Annotated in this window: 16 protein-coding genes and 1 tRNA gene; 10 read left to right on the forward strand and 7 right to left on the reverse strand. The window is 62.6% G+C overall.

Translation table 11 applies throughout. From position 1 onward, the window contains the following. Positions 1-49 precede the first annotated feature (49 nt). A complete protein-coding gene (hisB, locus tag D0544_RS11095) occupies positions 50-643 on the reverse strand; it encodes an imidazoleglycerol-phosphate dehydratase HisB (protein WP_125016136.1) in 594 nt (197 codons plus the stop codon). A gap of 189 nt (positions 644-832) precedes the next feature. Here hisB and D0544_RS11100 point away from each other — a divergent pair, with 189 nt between their 5' ends. The 5 genes from D0544_RS11100 (at position 833) to D0544_RS11120 (ending at position 5,708) form a co-directional block, all read left to right on the forward strand. Then, the gene (locus tag D0544_RS11100; RefSeq protein ID WP_125016138.1) at positions 833-1,951 is read left to right on the forward strand and encodes an NAD(P)/FAD-dependent oxidoreductase; all 1,119 of its coding nucleotides are present in this window, start codon (positions 833-835) and stop codon (positions 1,949-1,951) included. Positions 1,952-1,997: 46 nt separating this feature from the next. Continuing rightward, positions 1,998-4,157: an AsmA family protein gene (locus D0544_RS11105; protein ID WP_125016140.1), complete on the forward strand. Its 2,160-nt coding sequence runs from the start codon at positions 1,998-2,000 to the stop codon at positions 4,155-4,157. Then, positions 4,154-5,209: an A/G-specific adenine glycosylase gene (mutY, locus tag D0544_RS11110; RefSeq protein WP_243647321.1), complete on the forward strand. Its 1,056-nt coding sequence runs from the start codon at positions 4,154-4,156 to the stop codon at positions 5,207-5,209. Before D0544_RS11105 ends, mutY begins: the two co-directional genes overlap by 4 nt. A gap of 50 nt (positions 5,210-5,259) precedes the next feature. Next, complete coding sequence (locus D0544_RS11115) at positions 5,260-5,532, forward strand: oxidative damage protection protein (RefSeq protein ID WP_125016142.1); 273 nt, start codon at positions 5,260-5,262, stop codon at positions 5,530-5,532. A 100-nt stretch (positions 5,533-5,632) separates the two neighbouring features. Further along, positions 5,633-5,708: transfer RNA gene (locus tag D0544_RS11120), tRNA-Phe, on the forward strand. Positions 5,709-5,892: 184 nt separating this feature from the next. On the opposite strand, the gene D0544_RS11125 is transcribed toward D0544_RS11120, so the two are convergent. After that, a complete protein-coding gene (locus D0544_RS11125; protein WP_125016144.1) occupies positions 5,893-6,639 on the reverse strand; it encodes a GGDEF domain-containing protein in 747 nt (248 codons plus the stop codon). A gap of 39 nt (positions 6,640-6,678) precedes the next feature. Then, complete coding sequence (locus D0544_RS11130; RefSeq protein WP_125016146.1) at positions 6,679-7,263, reverse strand: NAD(P)H-dependent oxidoreductase; 585 nt, start codon at positions 7,261-7,263, stop codon at positions 6,679-6,681. 112 nt (positions 7,264-7,375) lie between these two features. Here D0544_RS11130 and D0544_RS11135 point away from each other — a divergent pair, with 112 nt between their 5' ends. From D0544_RS11135 to D0544_RS11145, 3 genes are all read left to right on the forward strand, one after another. Continuing rightward, a complete protein-coding gene (locus D0544_RS11135) occupies positions 7,376-8,233 on the forward strand; it encodes a PA4780 family RIO1-like protein kinase (RefSeq protein ID WP_125016148.1) in 858 nt (285 codons plus the stop codon). A gap of 253 nt (positions 8,234-8,486) precedes the next feature. Beyond that, complete coding sequence (locus D0544_RS11140; protein WP_125016150.1) at positions 8,487-9,977, forward strand: SulP family inorganic anion transporter; 1,491 nt, start codon at positions 8,487-8,489, stop codon at positions 9,975-9,977. 23 nt (positions 9,978-10,000) lie between these two features. Next, complete coding sequence (locus D0544_RS11145) at positions 10,001-10,852, forward strand: universal stress protein (protein ID WP_125016152.1); 852 nt, start codon at positions 10,001-10,003, stop codon at positions 10,850-10,852. Positions 10,853-10,873: 21 nt separating this feature from the next. On the opposite strand, the gene D0544_RS11150 is transcribed toward D0544_RS11145, so the two are convergent. Continuing rightward, entirely contained in the window at positions 10,874-11,515 is a 642-nt protein-coding gene (locus D0544_RS11150) for a DUF4136 domain-containing protein (protein ID WP_125016154.1), read from the reverse strand. 84 nt (positions 11,516-11,599) lie between these two features. Beyond that, on the reverse strand, positions 11,600-12,535 hold the full coding sequence (locus tag D0544_RS11155) for a 2-hydroxyacid dehydrogenase (RefSeq protein WP_243647322.1): 936 nt from the start codon (positions 12,533-12,535) through the stop codon (positions 11,600-11,602). Between the two features lie 79 nt (positions 12,536-12,614). Between D0544_RS11155 and D0544_RS11160 the strand changes: the two genes are divergently transcribed. Both D0544_RS11160 and D0544_RS11165 read left to right on the forward strand, forming a co-directional pair. Continuing rightward, on the forward strand, positions 12,615-12,977 hold the full coding sequence (locus tag D0544_RS11160) for a DUF2784 domain-containing protein (RefSeq protein ID WP_243647323.1): 363 nt from the start codon (positions 12,615-12,617) through the stop codon (positions 12,975-12,977). A gap of 43 nt (positions 12,978-13,020) precedes the next feature. Next, complete coding sequence (locus tag D0544_RS11165) at positions 13,021-13,527, forward strand: M48 metallopeptidase family protein (RefSeq protein ID WP_125016160.1); 507 nt, start codon at positions 13,021-13,023, stop codon at positions 13,525-13,527. Positions 13,528-13,533: 6 nt separating this feature from the next. On the opposite strand, the gene D0544_RS11170 is transcribed toward D0544_RS11165, so the two are convergent. Both D0544_RS11170 and D0544_RS11175 read right to left on the reverse strand, forming a co-directional pair. Continuing rightward, on the reverse strand, positions 13,534-14,163 hold the full coding sequence (locus tag D0544_RS11170; RefSeq protein ID WP_125016162.1) for a LysE family translocator: 630 nt from the start codon (positions 14,161-14,163) through the stop codon (positions 13,534-13,536). An 83-nt stretch (positions 14,164-14,246) separates the two neighbouring features. Next, positions 14,247-15,971 (reverse strand): GGDEF domain-containing protein, encoded by a 1,725-nt coding sequence (locus tag D0544_RS11175; protein ID WP_125016164.1) that lies wholly within the window; start codon positions 15,969-15,971, stop codon positions 14,247-14,249. Positions 15,972-16,039: the final 68 nt, after the last annotated feature.

The following is a 16,039-nucleotide window of genomic DNA, read 5'->3' on the forward strand; positions in this document are numbered from 1 at the left end:
GTTTAGCTGTCCACAACAGAGAGGTCTGCGTCCGCATCCTGCCGCGGAGTCAGAGAGTACCTTTGGTGGAGGGCATCACCCCTGCCATCCGTGGATCCGGCTCAACCGCCATGCGCAGGGCCCGGCCAAAGGCCTTGAATACGGTCTCGGCCTGGTGGTGGCTATTGGTGCCGCGCAGGTTGTCGATATGCAGGGTCAGCAGGGCATGGTTAACGAAACCCTGGAAGAACTCCTGGAACAGGTCCACATCGAAGTTGCCAATACGGGCACGGGTGAAGGGCAGGTTGTAGACCAACCCCGGGCGTCCGGAGAAATCCACCACCACCCGTGACAGGGCCTCGTCCAGTGGAACGTAGGCGTGGCCATAACGGGTGATCCCCTTCTTGTCCCCCAGCGCCTTGGCGAACGCCTGCCCCAGGGTGATACCGATATCCTCGACGGTATGGTGATCGTCGATCTCGTTGTCGCCCTTGGCGGTTACCTCGATATCGATCATGCCGTGGCGAGCAATCTGGTCCATCATATGGTCGAGAAAGGGCACCCCGGTGTCGAACTGGCTGGTACCGTTGCCATCAAGATTGATGACAACACGAATCTGGGTTTCCAGGGTATTGCGTTCAACGCTGGCGACTCGGCCGCTCATTATGACTCTCACTCCATGGATGGGGACGCCGTACGATGCGGGCCCGGTTGATCAAGGGCTGGAATTATAAGGCTTTACGGGCAGCGGTGCTACGTTGCCGGCCGCTGGGGTTGTGCCCCCTGTTCCTGCAACCCGGCGCTGGGTACACTGGAGCCCTGTTCTTGAGCAATAACCCGGAGAGACGACAAGGTGGAATCGGTGGATCTGGCGATCATAGGCGCCGGGGTGGTGGGCCTGGCCGTCGCCCGGGCCCTGGCGCAAGCCGGGAGGGAGACCTTCGTTCTGGAGCAGCACCAGCAGGTCGGGTTCGAAACCAGCAGCCGCAACAGCGAGGTGGTCCACGCCGGCATCTATTACCCCACCGGCAGCCTCAAGGCCCAGCTCTGTGTGCGTGGCAAGGCGCTGCTCTACGACTACTGCCAGCAACAGCAGATCCCCCACAGCCGATGCGGCAAGCTGATCGTCGCCTGCGAAACCGACGAGCAACCACAACTGGTGGAGATCGAGCAGCGCGCCCGTGCCAACGGGGTCCATGACCTCGAGTGGCTGGACGCTGGTGCCCTGCGCGAGCGGGAACCCGAACTGCGCGCCTGCCAGGCACTCTGGTCCCCCTCTACCGGCATCGTTGACAGCCACGCCCTGATGCAAAGCTGCCAGTTCGATGCCGAGCGGCAGGGGGCCATGCTACTGCTGGACACCCGGGTGGTCTCCCTCAAGCGCCGGGCGGAGGGTTTTGTGGTGGGTGCGGTCACCGCCGGCGAGGAGTATGAGTTTGCCTGCTCGCAACTGGTGAACTGTGGCGGCCTCCACGCCCAGGCGCTGGCGGCCACCTTCGAGGGCTACGACCCTGGCCTTATCCCCCCGTTGCACTACTGCAAGGGGCACTACTTTTCCCTCAGCGGCGCACGCCCCTTCAGCCACCTCATCTACCCGGTGCCGGAGCGCAATACCACCGGTCTCGGGGTACACGCCACCCTCGCCCTGGACGGCCAGGTCCGCTTTGGCCCCGATACCCTTTATATCGATGCGATCGACTACACGGTCCCTCCTGAGCTCGCCGACCGCTACTACCGCACCATCCGTCGCTACTACCCGGGCCTGGCTGATGGCAGCCTGCAAGCCGACTACGCCGGCATCCGCCCCAAGCTGCAGGGACCGGGTGAACCCTTTGCCGACTTTTGCCTGCAGGGGCCCGCCGACCACGGAGTCCCCGGCCTGGTTCAGCTGTTCGGCATCGAGAGCCCCGGCCTCACCGCCTCCCTTGCGATCGCCGAACGGGTTGCCCAGCTGCTCAAGCAGCACCACTGACACTACACTCATACAGAATTGCCCATCCAACAAAGGAGTCCCTCCCATGAAAGCGCTGCTCAAAGCCGGCCTGATCGCCCTGCTACTGGCCATTGTGTTGCTGGTTGCCGCCCTGGTGATCATTCCCCTGCTGGTAAACCCCAACGACTACAAGCCGCAGCTGCAACAGCTGGTGCGCGAGCAGAGTGGGATGGAGCTGCTGATCGACGGCGAGATCGGCCTCTCCATCTTCCCCACCCTCGGCTTTACCCTGCAGCAGGTCTCGCTGGCCAATCAGGGCCAGCCCCTCGCCAGGCTTGAGCAGGCGCAGATGGCGCTGAAGCTGCTGCCCCTGCTCGGAGGCAAGGTGGAGGTGCAGGCCCTGGCCCTCGATGGCTTGGACCTGCAGCTGGTGAAAACCCCCCAGGGGGAAGCCAACTGGGTGCCAAAACCGCCTTCAGGGCTGGGCACCGCCAGTACCGCCACCCCCGATACCCCTGACCAGCCAGCCGCTGCGCAAACGCCGGCAGGGGGAAGCGGCGAAATACGTCTCAGCGTGTCCGAGATCCGTATTCGCGATATCTCTCTGCACTACCTCGACCAGCAACAGGGCAAGGAGTACCGCCTCGAACAGATGAGCCTGCTGACCGGTGCTATCGAGCCGGGACAGCCCTTTCCACTGGAGCTGAACTTTAACCTCGACAGTCGCGATCCCGAACTTAGCCTCAAGACCCGCCTCACTGCCGAGGCCAGCCTTGATCTCGCCCGTCAGCACTACCGTCTGCAGCAGCTGGTGCTGGACAGCCAGCTCAGCGGCGCCACCACCGGTGGCAAGTCGGTTCCCCTGCGCCTTGCAGGCAACATCGACGCTCAGCTCGGCGAGGGTCGCATTCAGCTCGACACGCTAAGCCTGGGGCTCGCCAACCTGACCGCCAACGCCGATCTCAAGGTGACCGCCCTGCAGCCGCTGCGCTACGAGGGCAGCCTGCAACTGCCGGCCTTCGACCTCAAGGCGCTGATGAGCACCCTCGGCCAGCCGGCACTCGACACTCAAGACCCGGCGGCCCTCAAGGCGATCGCCCTCAGCAGCCAGCTTAGCGGCAGCGACCAGTCCATCGAACTGTCCGGGCTCCAGCTCGGCCTCGATGGCAGCCGCTTTAACGGCCGCATTGCTATCCCCTCTTTTGCCAACCAGGCGCTGCGTTTCAGCCTTAAGGGTGACAGCCTCAACGTCGATCGTTACCTGCCGCCCGCCCCGGCCAAGGGGGGGAAGGGAGAAGCCTCCGCTCCGGCCACCCCCCCCCCCGCCGCTGCCGCCAGCAGCGAGTGGGATGACTCCCCCCTACTACCTGTGGAAACCCTCAGTGCGCTGGACCTGGTGGGCGAGCTGCAACTTGGCCGCCTGGTTGCCAGCGGCGTCACCATCAGCGACGCCAGCCTCAAACTCAGTGCCCGTAATGGCCTGCTTAAACTGGAACAGCTCAAGGGCGGAGCCTTCGACGGCCAGTTCAGTAAAACCGCCAGCCTCGACCTCAACAAGAGCCCCATCAGCCTCAACGCAACGGTTGATATGGAGAAGGTCGATATCAGCGAGGTGCTCAAGCTGGTGAACCCCGATAAACCCGCCGCCCGGGGGCGCGCCAACATCAGCACCCGGCTGGATGCCCGTGGCAACAGCCAGCGCAAACTGGTTAACAGCCTCAACGGCACCACCCGCTTCTCAATCGACGACGGCGCCCTGCTGGGCACCAACCTCAACCAACTGGTGTGCCGCGCGGTTGCCAGCGTGCGCAAGAAGACTCTGGCCGAGCAGAGCTGGCCTCAGGAGACCCCCTTCCGCAGTCTGGGCGGCAGCCTCAACATCCGTAACGGCGTCGCCGGTAACAATGACCTGATCGCCGCCATGGACAATCTCAAGTTGAGCGGTGATGGCGAAATCAACCTGCCCGCCAAAGCCCTCGACTATCGCCTGGGGCTGACCATTGTCGGCAACGGGGCGGATCAGGACGAAGCCTGCCAGATCAACGAGAAGTACGCCAACATCGCCTGGCCGGTGCGCTGCAACGGCAGTTTCGTCGGCGACAAGCGCCTGTGTGGGATCGACAGCCAGCGCATGGGCGCGGTGGTGGCAGGGATCGCTGGCCAGGAGGTGCAGCAGAAGATCAACAAAAAGCTGGAAGAGAAGCTGGGCAGCGGTCTCAAAGGGCTGTTCGACAAGCTGCAATGATGATCAGTGCCGACGCCTTCAGCCGCGCCCTGCTGGCCTGGTTCGACCAGCACGGGCGCAAACACCTGCCCTGGCAGCAGCAGATCTCCAGTTACCGGGTCTGGGTCTCCGAGATCATGCTGCAGCAGACCCAGGTGGCCACGGTGATTCCCTACTTCGAGCGCTTTATGGCGCGCTTCCCCACCGTCGATGCGCTGGCGGCAGCTCAAGAAGATGAGGTGCTGCATCTTTGGACCGGTCTCGGCTATTACGCCCGGGCCCGCAACCTGCACGCCGCCGCCAAAAAGATCCAGGAGCTGGGGGCGTTCCCCCAGGGGGTGGAAGCCCTCGAGCAGCTGCCGGGCATTGGGCGCTCCACCGCCGGCGCCATCGCCGCCATCGCCCAGGGGGTTCGCGCGCCGATCCTCGATGGCAACGTCAAGCGGGTGCTGTGCCGTTTCGAAGCGGTCAGCGGCTGGCCCGGCAAGAGCGACACCGCCAAACGGCTGTGGCAACTGGCGGAACACTACACCCCCCATGAGCGCTTCGCCGACTATACCCAGGCGATGATGGACCTGGGGGCCACGCTCTGTACCCGCAGCCGGCCGCGCTGTGACCAGTGCCCACTGCGTACCGATTGCATCGCCCAGCGCAGCGGCAATCCCACCGCCTACCCCGAGCCCAGGGCCGCAAAGCCCAAACCCCTGCGCCACAGCCACCTGCTGATGCTGGTCAGTGAGGGGGGTGAGGTGCTGCTGGGTAAGCGCCCGCCCACCGGCATCTGGGGCGGACTCTGGAGCCTGCCGGAGCTGCCCCCCGAGGCGGACCCGGTGGGTTACGCCGGCGAGCGCTGGCAGCTGGAGATCAACCCGGCCCAGCGCTGGGAAAGTTTTATCCACACCTTCAGCCACTACCAGTTGGAGATCACCCCGCTAGTGGCGCAGCTGGCGCGCCCATCCGCGCAGGTCATGGAAGAGGGGCGCTGGCTCTGGTATAACATGCATCGACCGCAGGATCTGGGGCTGGCGGCGCCGGTCAAGATGCTGCTGGAGAAGCTGGCCAACCAGCTCTGACACCGGGTCTACCGTTGCCCGAAGTCCCCCACCCCACCGAGGAGAACAGCATGTCCCGCACCGTATTCTGCGCCAAACTGAAAAAGGAGGCCGAGGGCCTCGCCCTGCCCCCCTACCCCGGCGCCAAGGGCCAGTGGATCTACGAAAACATCTGCGAACAGGCGTGGAAGGAGTGGCAGGATCACCAGACCCGTTTGATCAACGAGAAGCAGCTGAGCATGATGAACCCCGCCGACCGCAAATTCATCATGGAGCAGATGGACCGTTACTTTGCCGGTGAAGCCTTCGAAGAGGCCGAGGGCTACGTTCCCGAGAAGAAATAGCCTTCAGGTGGGTGTTTTCTGGCCACCCCGTTAAGGGCCCAAAAAAACTTTCACCCCCCCTTGACTCGGCGCAGCCTGAACGGTTTAATAGCGCCCCGTCGCCCAGATAGCTCAGTCGGTAGAGCAGAGGATTGAAAATCCTCGTGTCGGTGGTTCGATTCCGCCTCTGGGCACCACATATAACCCTACACCGAAGGGGTTAACGAAAAGCCTGCTAGCCATAGCGGGCTTTTTTGTGTCTGCGCATTGAGCCCCCTGTCGGTGGTTCGCCGCTTCACAAGACCTTGCCTCCGGGCACCACCTTTAACCCTTAACCGAAGGGGTTAACCAAAGAGCCCGCTAGCCATAGGTTTTTCCCGGCTATTCGGAAAACAAAAACGCCCCCTTCCCCCCCTGTTCCTTGATGCGGTACATGGCCGCATCGGCCTGGCGGGTGATCATCTCAGCGTCGAGCCTGGCGCCGAAGCCAAGCAGGCAGGCGCCCACACTGGCCCCTACCCGGATCTCCGTGCCATCAATCAGGACCGGCTGCGCCACCCTTTCGATCAGCTTGTCGGCTATTCCCCGGGCCGCCACAAGGGCCTTGCCTTCGTCAGCCCCCAAGCGGTGGATAAGTACCATAAACTCATCGCCACCGAGGCGGCCCACCAGGTCTTCACCCCGAATTTCGGAGCGTAACCGCTTGGCCACCTCTACCAGCACTGCATCCCCCGCATGGTGACCGTACTGGTCGTTCACCTGTTTGAAGCCATCGAGATCGATCAGCAGCACCGCTCCCCCGATCCGGTTACTACCCACCTGATCGATCAACAGCTCCATTCGGGAAAACAGAAAGCGACGGTTAGCCAGGTGGGTCAGGGGGTCGGTATTGGCCAGTCGGTTCACCTCGCTCAGCACCCGGTCGTGGGCCAATACAAAGGGCTGGATCACCCAGAGATAGATGACCGGCGTCGTCAACAGCGCCAGTAGCAGGGTGTCAATCAGTGGTACTGGGTAATTGCTCCACGCCTGCGGCAGATGCGGCAACAGCAACATGATCACCAGCTCCACCAGCGAGATGGTGAGCACAATCCTGAACACCACCTGGCGGGTGCTTAACCTGGCCATAGGACCTCCTTTTCCTTCACGCTAAGGGGCATCACCCCCTCAGCTCAACAGCAATCGGCGTAGATGATCCCGCCAGCGCTGCTCGGCCCGCTCGTAATCAGGCTCGCGTACCACGTTATAGACCGCAAAGCTGGGCAACGCCTCCATACCCACGTAACGGTGCGCCTGGTGCATCGCGATCATCGCATCATCCAGCGTAGCACCCTGGTAGAAGGTAGCGGGGTCAGCAAAGGCGCTCTCGGGCGCATTCCAGGTGGTGGAGAGCAGGTAACGCTTGCCACCCATCAGGCCACCGGTGCCGTAGGGGAGCTTGCGCTCAAAGAAGACCCCGTGGGCAAAAACCCGGTCGATGTACTGCTTGACCGAGGCAGGGCAGTTGAACCAGAAGACAGGAAACTGCCAGATCACCACCTGCGCCTGGCGGAACTTCTCCTGCTCCTGTTCGACATCGTAGCCCGCTTCAATGGAGGTAGTGAGGAGCCGGTAGTGCTCACCCAACAGCGCTTCAGCAGCAGCGGCCAGGGAGCGGTTGTAGCGGCCCTCGGAGATGCCCGCCCGTTCGGCGCCGCAGATAATCAGGATGCTGTCCATCGATCGTCCTTGAAGGGTAGAACGGTTGATCATCTCACCTCCCAATTCCCTTTGACAACTATCCGGCACCCCGCTGATCACTAAACAGCCAATTTTTTCCGCCTACCTATTCCATCCGCATCGCCTTCCCTGTATAAGGGCCGCCATGAAGATCCCTAAGCGCATTCAACCCCTGTACGAAGATGGCCTCGTTGACGAGGTGCTTCGCCCCCTGATGAGCGGCAAGGAGGCCTCGGTCTACCTGGTGCGCTGCGGTGACGAGACCCGCTGCGCCAAGGTCTACAAGGAGGCCAGCCAGCGCAGCTTTCACCAGGCGGTGCAGTATCGGGAGGGGCGCAAGGTACGCAACAGCCGCCGAGCCCGTGCCATGGAGAAGGGCTCCCGGTTTGGTCGCAAGCAGCAGGAGGATGCCTGGCACAACGCCGAGGTGGACGCCCTCTACCGCTGTGCAGAGGCCGGTGTGCGGGTGCCCCAGCCCTACGGTTGTTTTGATGGGGTACTGCTGATGGAGCTGATCACCGATGGCGAAGGCGGCGTCGCGCCTCGTCTCAACGATGTCTCCATGTCCGCCGAGCAGGCACTGGAAGACCACGCCTGCATCGTCCGTGATGTGGTGCGTATGCTCTGCGCGGGGCTGGTCCACGGCGACCTGTCGGAGTTCAACGTGCTGGTCGACCCCGACGGGCCGGTCATCATCGACCTGCCCCAGGCGGTGGATGCCGCTGCCAACAACCACGCGCAGTGGATGCTTGAGCGCGACCTCAACAACATGCGCGACTATTACGGCCAGTACGCCCCCGAGCTGCTCGAGACCCAGTACGCGAAGGAGATCTGGGCGCTCTACGAGGCGGGTGAGCTGACCCCGGACAGCGAACTGAGTGGCCGCTTCAAGGAGAGCCAGAAGGCCGCCGATGTGGATGCGGTGCTGCTGGAGATCAAGGCCGCTTTCGCCGCCGAGCAGGCACGCCTGCAACGGCTGCGGGAGGCCGACGAGGCCCCCTGAAGCCGACGCCTGCTGGGCGCGGGCCAGCGGACCGCTGCCTCCACCCACCGCTGTACGATTTACAGCCCGTTCAATCTCACGTAGTATGCGCCCCCCCTACTCCTGACCACTTTGCGCTACCTGCTGGCTTTGCCCTTGCCCATAGCGCTGCGGTCATACTCGCGCCCACCAGCTGCCGGCGCCCCCCATTCAAAGCCGATGCTGCCCGCCAACCGGATCGGCGGCCCATCGCCCAGATAGACAGTGATTGCCGATGATCGACACCATCAAACGGGACTGGTTCTCCAACATCAAAAACGACCTGCTGGCGGGGCTTGTGGTCGCCCTGGCCCTGGTGCCCGAGGCGATCGCCTTCTCCATTATCGCCGGCGTTGACCCCAAGGTGGGACTCTACGCTTCCTTCTGCATCGCCGTGGTGATCGCGTTTGTGGGTGGCCGCCCCGGTATGATCAGCGCCGCCACCGGTGCCATGGCCCTGTTGATGATCACCCTGGTCAAGGAGCACGGTCTCGAGTACCTGCTGGCCGCCACCCTGCTCACCGGCCTGCTGCAGATCGGCGCCGGCTACCTCAAGCTGGGCAGCCTGATGCGTTTTGTCTCCCGCTCGGTGGTGACCGGCTTCGTCAACGCCCTTGCCATCCTTATCTTTATGGCGCAGCTGCCGGAGCTGACCAACGTCAGCTGGCACGTCTACGCCATGACCGCCGCCGGCCTCGCCATCATCTACCTGTTTCCTCTGCTGCCCGGGATCGGCAAGGCGGTTCCTTCGCCGCTGGTCTGTATTCTCAGCCTGACCGCCGTTGCCATTTTCCTGGGGCTGGATATCCGCACCGTCGGCGATATGGGTGAGCTGCCCGATACCCTGCCGGTGTTCCTCTGGCCCGACGTGCCCCTCACCTTCGAGACCCTCACTATCATTTTTCCTTACGCCGCCGGCCTCGCCGTAGTGGGCCTTTTGGAGTCGATGATGACCGCCACCATCGTCGATGACCTCACCGACACCCCCAGCGACAAGAATCGTGAGTGCAAGGGGCAAGGAATCGCCAACATTGGTGCGGGTTTGCTGGGCGGCATGGCGGGCTGCGCGATGATCGGGCAGTCGGTCATCAACGTGAAATCGGGCGGGCGCGGACGTCTCTCCACCTTCACCGCCGGCTTCGTGCTCCTCATTATGGTGGTGTTCCTTGACCAGTGGCTGAAGCAGATCCCTATGGCGGCGCTGGTGGCCGTCATGATCATGGTCTCCATCGGCACCTTCTCCTGGGAGTCCCTGCGCGACCTCAGGAAACACCCCCTATCGACCAACCTGGTGATGGTGACCACGGTGGCGGTGGTGGTGGCGACCCATAACCTGGCCATTGGCGTCTTTGTCGGCGTCCTCCTGGCCTCACTCTTTTTCGCCAACAAGATCGGCCGCTTTATGGTGGTCAGGAACCAGCTGGATAGTGACAGCAGTGCCCGCCGTTACCAGGTGATTGGGCAGGTCTTCTTTGCCTCGGCCGACCAGTTCAGCAACGCCTTCGATTTCAAGGAGGCGGTGGAGCATGTCACAATCGACCTTTCCCAGGCTCATTTCTGGGATATCACCTCGGTCGCCGCACTCGACAAGGTGGTGGTTCGCTTCCGTCGAGAGGGAACCCGGGTTGAGGTGATCGGCATGAACGATGCGACCCGCACCGTGGTCGATCGTTTCGGGGTCTATGACAAGCCCGACGAGATCGAAAAAATAGTAGCCGGTCATTAATGGACTTATCGGAGAGCGCAACCATGACCCACATCACCGCCTGTATCGACGGCTCGGCCATCTCCGGTTCGGTGTGCGATGCCGCTGCCTGGGCCAGCACCTGCCTGGAGGTGCCCCTGACCCTGCTGCACGCGCTGGAAAAACCCCACACCCCGGCCAAGGAAGATCTTTCCGGCGCCATTGGGTTGGGCAGCCGGGAGCAGCTGCTCGATGAGCTTACCCGCCTCGACGAGCAGCGCGCCCGCCTGGCCCTCGAACACGGCAGGCACCTGCTGGAGGAGGCCCGTGCCCGGGCACAGGCGCTGGGGGCCTCGGAGGTGCTGCTCAGCCAGCGCCATGGTGCCCTGCTGGAAACCCTGCTCGAGTGCGAAACCAACACCCGCTTGTTCGTCATGGGCCGTCTCGGTCACGACCACGACATCAATGCCCGCGCCCTGGGTGCTCACTTCGAGAGCGTGGTGCGAGCGCTGCATACCCCGATCCTGGTCACCGTAGGAGAGTTTACCCCCCCCAGCCGCTACCTGATCGCCTACGACGGCAGCGACAGTGCTAACCAGGCGATCCAGCGCATCGCCAGCAGCCCCCTCCTCAAATCGATGCAGGGTATCCTGGTGATGGTCGACAGCGACACCGACAGCCACCGTAGCTGCCTGCAGCAGGCCACTGCCCGTCTGCTGGAAACCGGCCATCAGGTGGAGGGGCTGTTACTGGAGGGCTCCCTGCAGGAGCAGCTGGACCGGGTTCGCCGTGAGCAGGAGATCGAGCTGATGGTGATGGGGGCCTATGGCCACTCACGGCTGCGTGAGCTTTTTGTCGGCAGCAACACCTCCAGGCTGGTCAGCAACAGCGGCGTCCCCCTGCTGCTGTTGCGCTGACCCGGAGCTGCTGAAGCCCGCCTAGTGCGCCAGCAGCTCCTGCTTGAGGATTTCGTCGACAAAGGCGCGGATAAAATCCTGCTGCAGCTGGTCCACTGACCCGGTTTCCATATCCGTCGACACCGCCTGCCAGACCCGCTTCTCACCCTCCACCCGATAGAGGTCGGAGATCAGGGTTACCCGGTTGTTACTGGTCCAGACGGCAGGATCGGAATAGACGTTAATCCATTGCCCCCAGCCCCAGCCGACGTCGCGCCCGGTGCTGGCATCGTACAACGGCACCACCGTGTAATAGTCCGTGCCCGGATGGTAGACCGGCTGCTCAAGGGTGCCGGCATACTGGGTCACCAGCACCGCGGCAAGCGAGTTGGCCTTGGCCGCCGCAATGACCCGGGCCCGCTTCGGGTGCTCAGGAATCAGGGTATGGCTGGCCACGGCGCGCACCCCCTGCTGCTCAAGTGCCGCCGCCATCGCCGTTTCAAAGCCGACGCGAAGCTGATGGTGATCCGGTGCTTCGCCGGCAACGGCAATGACCATGACCCCATCGAGTCTGCGCTGCTCGAGGGCGGGGTCAATCCAGGCGTCTGTGATGCGCGCACTGCTGCCACACCCCACCAGTAACCCCGCCAACAGCACCATTAACCAGCGTCCCAAACCTTCCATCCTATCCAACCTCCCTGCTCCCGACTCACCATCAACCTGTGCCCGGCGTCCAGTATCCCCCAGTTGCCGTGCTCTCCCTACACTTTAATAGCCCCGTTGGCGATCCACCGCGGGCAGGGGGGCCCCTGATTCCAGCCGCCCTATTCCCTCCACAATCTGCTCGATGGCCCCTTCGATCGGTGTCGGGGCGGAGATATGCGGGGTAATAATCAGGCGCTCATTGTCGTAGAGGGGGCTGTCGGTGGGCAGCGGCTCCTGTTCAAACACATCCAGCAGGGCACCGCGCAGGTGGTGGCTGTCAAGCAGCGCCAGCAGGGCCTGGCTATCCAGCACTTCGCCTCGGCCACAGCTGATGACCACCGCCCCTTCAGGCAGCCGCTGCAGTCGCTCGAGGTTGAGCAGATGGCGAGTGTCTACCGTCGCCGGCAGAATACTCACCAGCACCCGACAGCGGGAGAGGAATGGGGCCAAAGTTGTTTCACCGGCGTAGCAGTCGACACCCGGGATTGACTTGGGGGTACGGCTCCAACCGCTGACGCTATAGCCTTCCACGCTCAAGGCGGCTGCGATCTCGCTCCCGAGAGCCCCCAACCCCAGTACCCCCACAGGCCACTGGGCTCGATGGCCAATCTCCCTGGGCTGCCAGCACCTCAGCCGCTGTTGCTCACGGTAGCGATCCATATCGCGACCAAAGTGCAGCAGTCCGTAGCGGATATAGTCGAGCATCCAGGCCGCCATGCCCGCATCACGCAACTTGTAGATCGGCACCTCCTCCGGCAGGCCGGGGTTGGCCAGCAGGGCATCTACCCCGGCCCCCAGATTGAAGATGCCCCGCAGCCGGCGCTGTGAGCGCAGCAGCTCCGGCGGTGGCTGCCATAACAGGGCGTAGTCCGCCTGCCAGTCGCTGGTGGCTTCGCCATAAAGGCGGATCTCCGCGCCGGGTAACGCCTGGTGTAGCGCCTCGATCCAGCGGCTTGACTGTCCGCTACGGGAGTAGAACAAAAGCTTTAACGCGCGCAATGGACACCTCTGTGGATGCTGACAACCAGAGTTCCATTGTAGGGACTCTCCTCTACACTGCATACCTATGGACCCCCGTATGCTTGCCGATCTGCTGCTGATCCTTCACCTGCTGTTTATCCTGTTCGCCCTGTTGGGGGCGATACTGCTGCTGCGCTGGCCCTGGCTACTGCTGTTGCATCTGCCGGCCATCGTCTGGGTGGTAATGCTGGAGCTCAATGGCTGGATCTGCCCCCTGACCCCCCTCGAGAACCGGTTCCGCCAGGCTGCCGGCGAGGCCGGCTACAAGGGCGGTTTCATTGACCACTACCTGCTTCCGCTGATCTACCCTGCCGGCCTTACCCCGGAGATCCAGCAATGGCTCGGGTTGGGAGCGCTACTGATCAACCTGGCCCTCTACGGCTGGGTCGCACGTCACTGGCACCGCCGAGGGACGCCCTGACCCCGGCTATGGCATAATGGCAACCTTTAGGGCACGCTCCGAAATGTCATCCACCCCACTGCGCTATCTGCAAGGCTACCCACCGGCACTGGTTGAGCAGGCCAGCGCACTGGTGCTGAGTGGCCGCTTGCCCGACTGGCTGCGCGAGCGCTACCCGCAGCGCCACGCGATCCGTACCGACAAGAGCTTGTACGAGTACACCCTTGGCATCAAACAGCGCTACCTGAAGCAGTCGAATGCCCTCAGCAAAGTGGTGTTTGACGATCGTATCGATGTACTCCACCAGGCGCTGGGACTGCACACCCGAATCTCCCGGATCCAGGGAGGGAAGCTCAAGGCCAAACGGGAGATACGCATCGCCTCGCTGTTCAGGGACGCACCTTCCCCCATGCTGGAGATGATTGTGGTCCATGAGCTGGCCCACCTTCGCGAAGCCGAGCACAACCGTGCGTTTTACAAGCTGTGCTGCCATATGCAACCCGACTACCCCCAGCGCGAACTGGATACCCGCCTCTACCTGACCTGCCTGGAGCGCTTCGGTCCACTCTAGGTAGGGTTAACGTTCCAGCGCCAGGCGAACGCCGAAGCCCACCAGCAGCAGGCCGGTGAGACCGTTCATCACCTGGCCCACCCTCGGTCGGGCCAGCCACAGCCGCGCACGACCCACCAGCAACACCAACGCCCCCTGCCACAGGCTGGCGATCAGGAAGTGGATCGCGGCCATCACCATCGACTGGCCCATCGCCGACTGCTGTGGATCGATAAACTGGGGCAGAAACGCCATGTAGAAGATAATGGTTTTGGGGTTGAGCACGTTAGAGAGAAACCCCTCCCGCAACGACTGCTGCATCGGTACCCGTTGGGGGGCAATCTCGGGCAGGGCGAGCGCCCGCGCCCGCCAGGCGGTGCGAAGGCTCTGCCAACCCAACCACACCAGATAACCGGCTCCCGCGTACTTTAGCAGCAGAAACAGCTGGGCTGAGCCCAGCAGGATCACCGACAGCCCCGCCGCCGAGATCAGGGCATGCACGAACAGGCCCGAGCAGATCCCGGTGCTGGTCAGCAACCCATCGCGCCAGCCACCGCGGGCGGCGTTGCGGATCACCAGCAGGGTATCGAGCCCAGGGGTCAGAGTGAGGGCGGTAATCGCCAACAGGAAGGGCCACCACTGGAAATGGTCAAGCATCGGTTTGTCCGCCGCGGGTATGCAGGTTATCGAGTCGAGCGCCGATCATAAACCAATGCCGGAAACAGGCAAGCCAGTCGCGATCAGGAGGGGCTTAACACTGTATCTTCAAGGGTGTTGTAGTTGCAGAAGCAGTTGCGCCCAGCATGCTTGGCCGCATACAGGGCATGATCCGCCTTGTTCAACACCGAGTCGAGGCTTTCACCGCTGTGAGCGACGTAGCCACCGGCACTGACCTCTATCCTTATTTGCTGCCCCCTGGAATCCCGCAGTGAACCCTGTCGGGAGACCGAGACACGCAGACGCTCCCCCACGGCATTAAGCAGCGCTTCGTCGCAGGTATCGATCAGGATAAGAAACTCATCCCCTCCCCAACGGGCCGCGTAGTCGTAGGCGCGCAGCACCGACTCGATGCTACGGGCAACCGACTTGAGGGCCTGGTCCCCAACACTGTGCCCATACTGGTCATTGATCTCCTTGAACAGGTCGAGGTCGATCCAGATGATGCCAAAGCTGCGCGCCACCCGCTCCCCCCGGCTCACCTCCGCTTCGAGACGCTCGGTCATACCTCGCCGGTTTAAAAGCTCCGTCAAGGGGTCGGTCTTGCTCAGATGCTCCAGAGCCTCGGTTCGCTTCAACACCTTGCGTTCAAGCTCCTCCCGGGCGCTGATGACCGAGTACGCCATCTTGCGAAAGTGTTCGATCAGTCGGGCGACCTCGCCCCGGGACCCCTTGGGCAACTGCTCCTCGCGATAGGTCCCCTCACTCACCTGGTTCATGGCCAGCTCCAGCTGGACCAGGGGCGCCAGCAGGTAGCGCTCAAGCGCCAGGTGAAACAGCAACAGGGCGACCACCAACACCAGCATGTAAAACAGCAGAATGCCGCTAAAGCTGCTCAGCGGAAGCAGCACATTGAGGTCCATGAGCATGATCTCATACCAGCCGACCTCTGGCAGATAGGCCACACTGGCTAAAAAGCGCTGGCCCTGGATCTCCACGAACTGGCTGATGACCCGCGACTCTGTGTCCTCCAGCTGGCGCATCGCATCGCGCATGGCGTTACGATCAGACTCCCGGTCAAACAGTAACTCCAGGGTTTTGTGCTGATCCTGGCGACTAACGCTGGAGAAATCGATCATGCTCTGGTCGCGGTAAACCTGAATAGCCCCCTCGTGGTCCACGAACAGGCTGGTGATGCCGGGCTCCACCTGTTTAACGACTCGCTCGATGAAGCCCGTAAGGTCAAGGCCAGTGCCCACGACCCCCAGTATATCGTCTCCGTCGCGCATCAACACATCGATCCACAGCTTGGTGACCCCCAGATTGTGGTCCAGGTTGACGTTCAGGTGCAGGTCTCGCTGCTGATCCACAATGCTATAGAACCAGCGGTCCCTCTCTCGAGCGGCGTTGAGGGTATAACGATACGGCTGTCCGGCGAACTCGTTGTCCGCATTATTGTGGTAATAGCGACCCGTCTTGAGAAGGGCAACAAAGTAACTGCGATCGGAAAAATTAAGCCGGAAGTTCTCCATCTCGGCAATGGCCTGCGCCGACAGATCGGGGTCATCCGGATTCCTGGCCCACTCCTTGAGTATGCGGGAATCGGCGAACTGTCGTGACAGGGTGATTTCGCGAATAATCGGCTGCAGGGTACGGACCTTGTCGTACAGGACCTGCTTTTCTGCGTAGCGCACCGCCCACTGCTCAATAAGGCTTTCCGCCAGTTGGCGGACCGGTACCCAGGCGACAGCAACCGCCAACACCACCAGCACGGCACTAAAGATAAAAAAACGGAGCCTGAGGTTCATCGCCATCCCTGCACAGGGGACGGCTACAGAACCGTCCGTTGCCCCGCATCATATCCCAGTTTTTCCGA

It is taken from the genome of Aestuariirhabdus litorea (assembly GCF_003864255.1).
GTDB lineage: Bacteria > Pseudomonadota > Gammaproteobacteria > Pseudomonadales > Aestuariirhabdaceae > Aestuariirhabdus > Aestuariirhabdus litorea.

Coding starts and splice junctions, on each gene's coding strand:
- hisB (WP_125016136.1), bottom strand. CDS start 643: ATGAGCGGCCGAGTCGCCAGCGTTGAACGCAATACCCTGGAAACCCAG.
- D0544_RS11105 (WP_125016140.1), top strand. CDS start 1,998: ATGAAAGCGCTGCTCAAAGCCGGCCTGATCGCCCTGCTACTGGCCATT.
- mutY (WP_243647321.1), top strand. CDS start 4,154: ATGATGATCAGTGCCGACGCCTTCAGCCGCGCCCTGCTGGCCTGGTTC.
- D0544_RS11115 (WP_125016142.1), top strand. CDS start 5,260: ATGTCCCGCACCGTATTCTGCGCCAAACTGAAAAAGGAGGCCGAGGGC.
- D0544_RS11125 (WP_125016144.1), bottom strand. CDS start 6,639: ATGGCCAGGTTAAGCACCCGCCAGGTGGTGTTCAGGATTGTGCTCACC.
- D0544_RS11130 (WP_125016146.1), bottom strand. CDS start 7,263: ATGATCAACCGTTCTACCCTTCAAGGACGATCGATGGACAGCATCCTG.
- D0544_RS11135 (WP_125016148.1), top strand. CDS start 7,376: ATGAAGATCCCTAAGCGCATTCAACCCCTGTACGAAGATGGCCTCGTT.
- D0544_RS11140 (WP_125016150.1), top strand. CDS start 8,487: ATGATCGACACCATCAAACGGGACTGGTTCTCCAACATCAAAAACGAC.
- D0544_RS11145 (WP_125016152.1), top strand. CDS start 10,001: ATGACCCACATCACCGCCTGTATCGACGGCTCGGCCATCTCCGGTTCG.
- D0544_RS11150 (WP_125016154.1), bottom strand. CDS start 11,515: ATGGAAGGTTTGGGACGCTGGTTAATGGTGCTGTTGGCGGGGTTACTG.
- D0544_RS11160 (WP_243647323.1), top strand. CDS start 12,615: ATGCTTGCCGATCTGCTGCTGATCCTTCACCTGCTGTTTATCCTGTTC.
- D0544_RS11165 (WP_125016160.1), top strand. CDS start 13,021: ATGTCATCCACCCCACTGCGCTATCTGCAAGGCTACCCACCGGCACTG.
- D0544_RS11170 (WP_125016162.1), bottom strand. CDS start 14,163: ATGCTTGACCATTTCCAGTGGTGGCCCTTCCTGTTGGCGATTACCGCC.
- D0544_RS11175 (WP_125016164.1), bottom strand. CDS start 15,971: ATGAACCTCAGGCTCCGTTTTTTTATCTTTAGTGCCGTGCTGGTGGTG.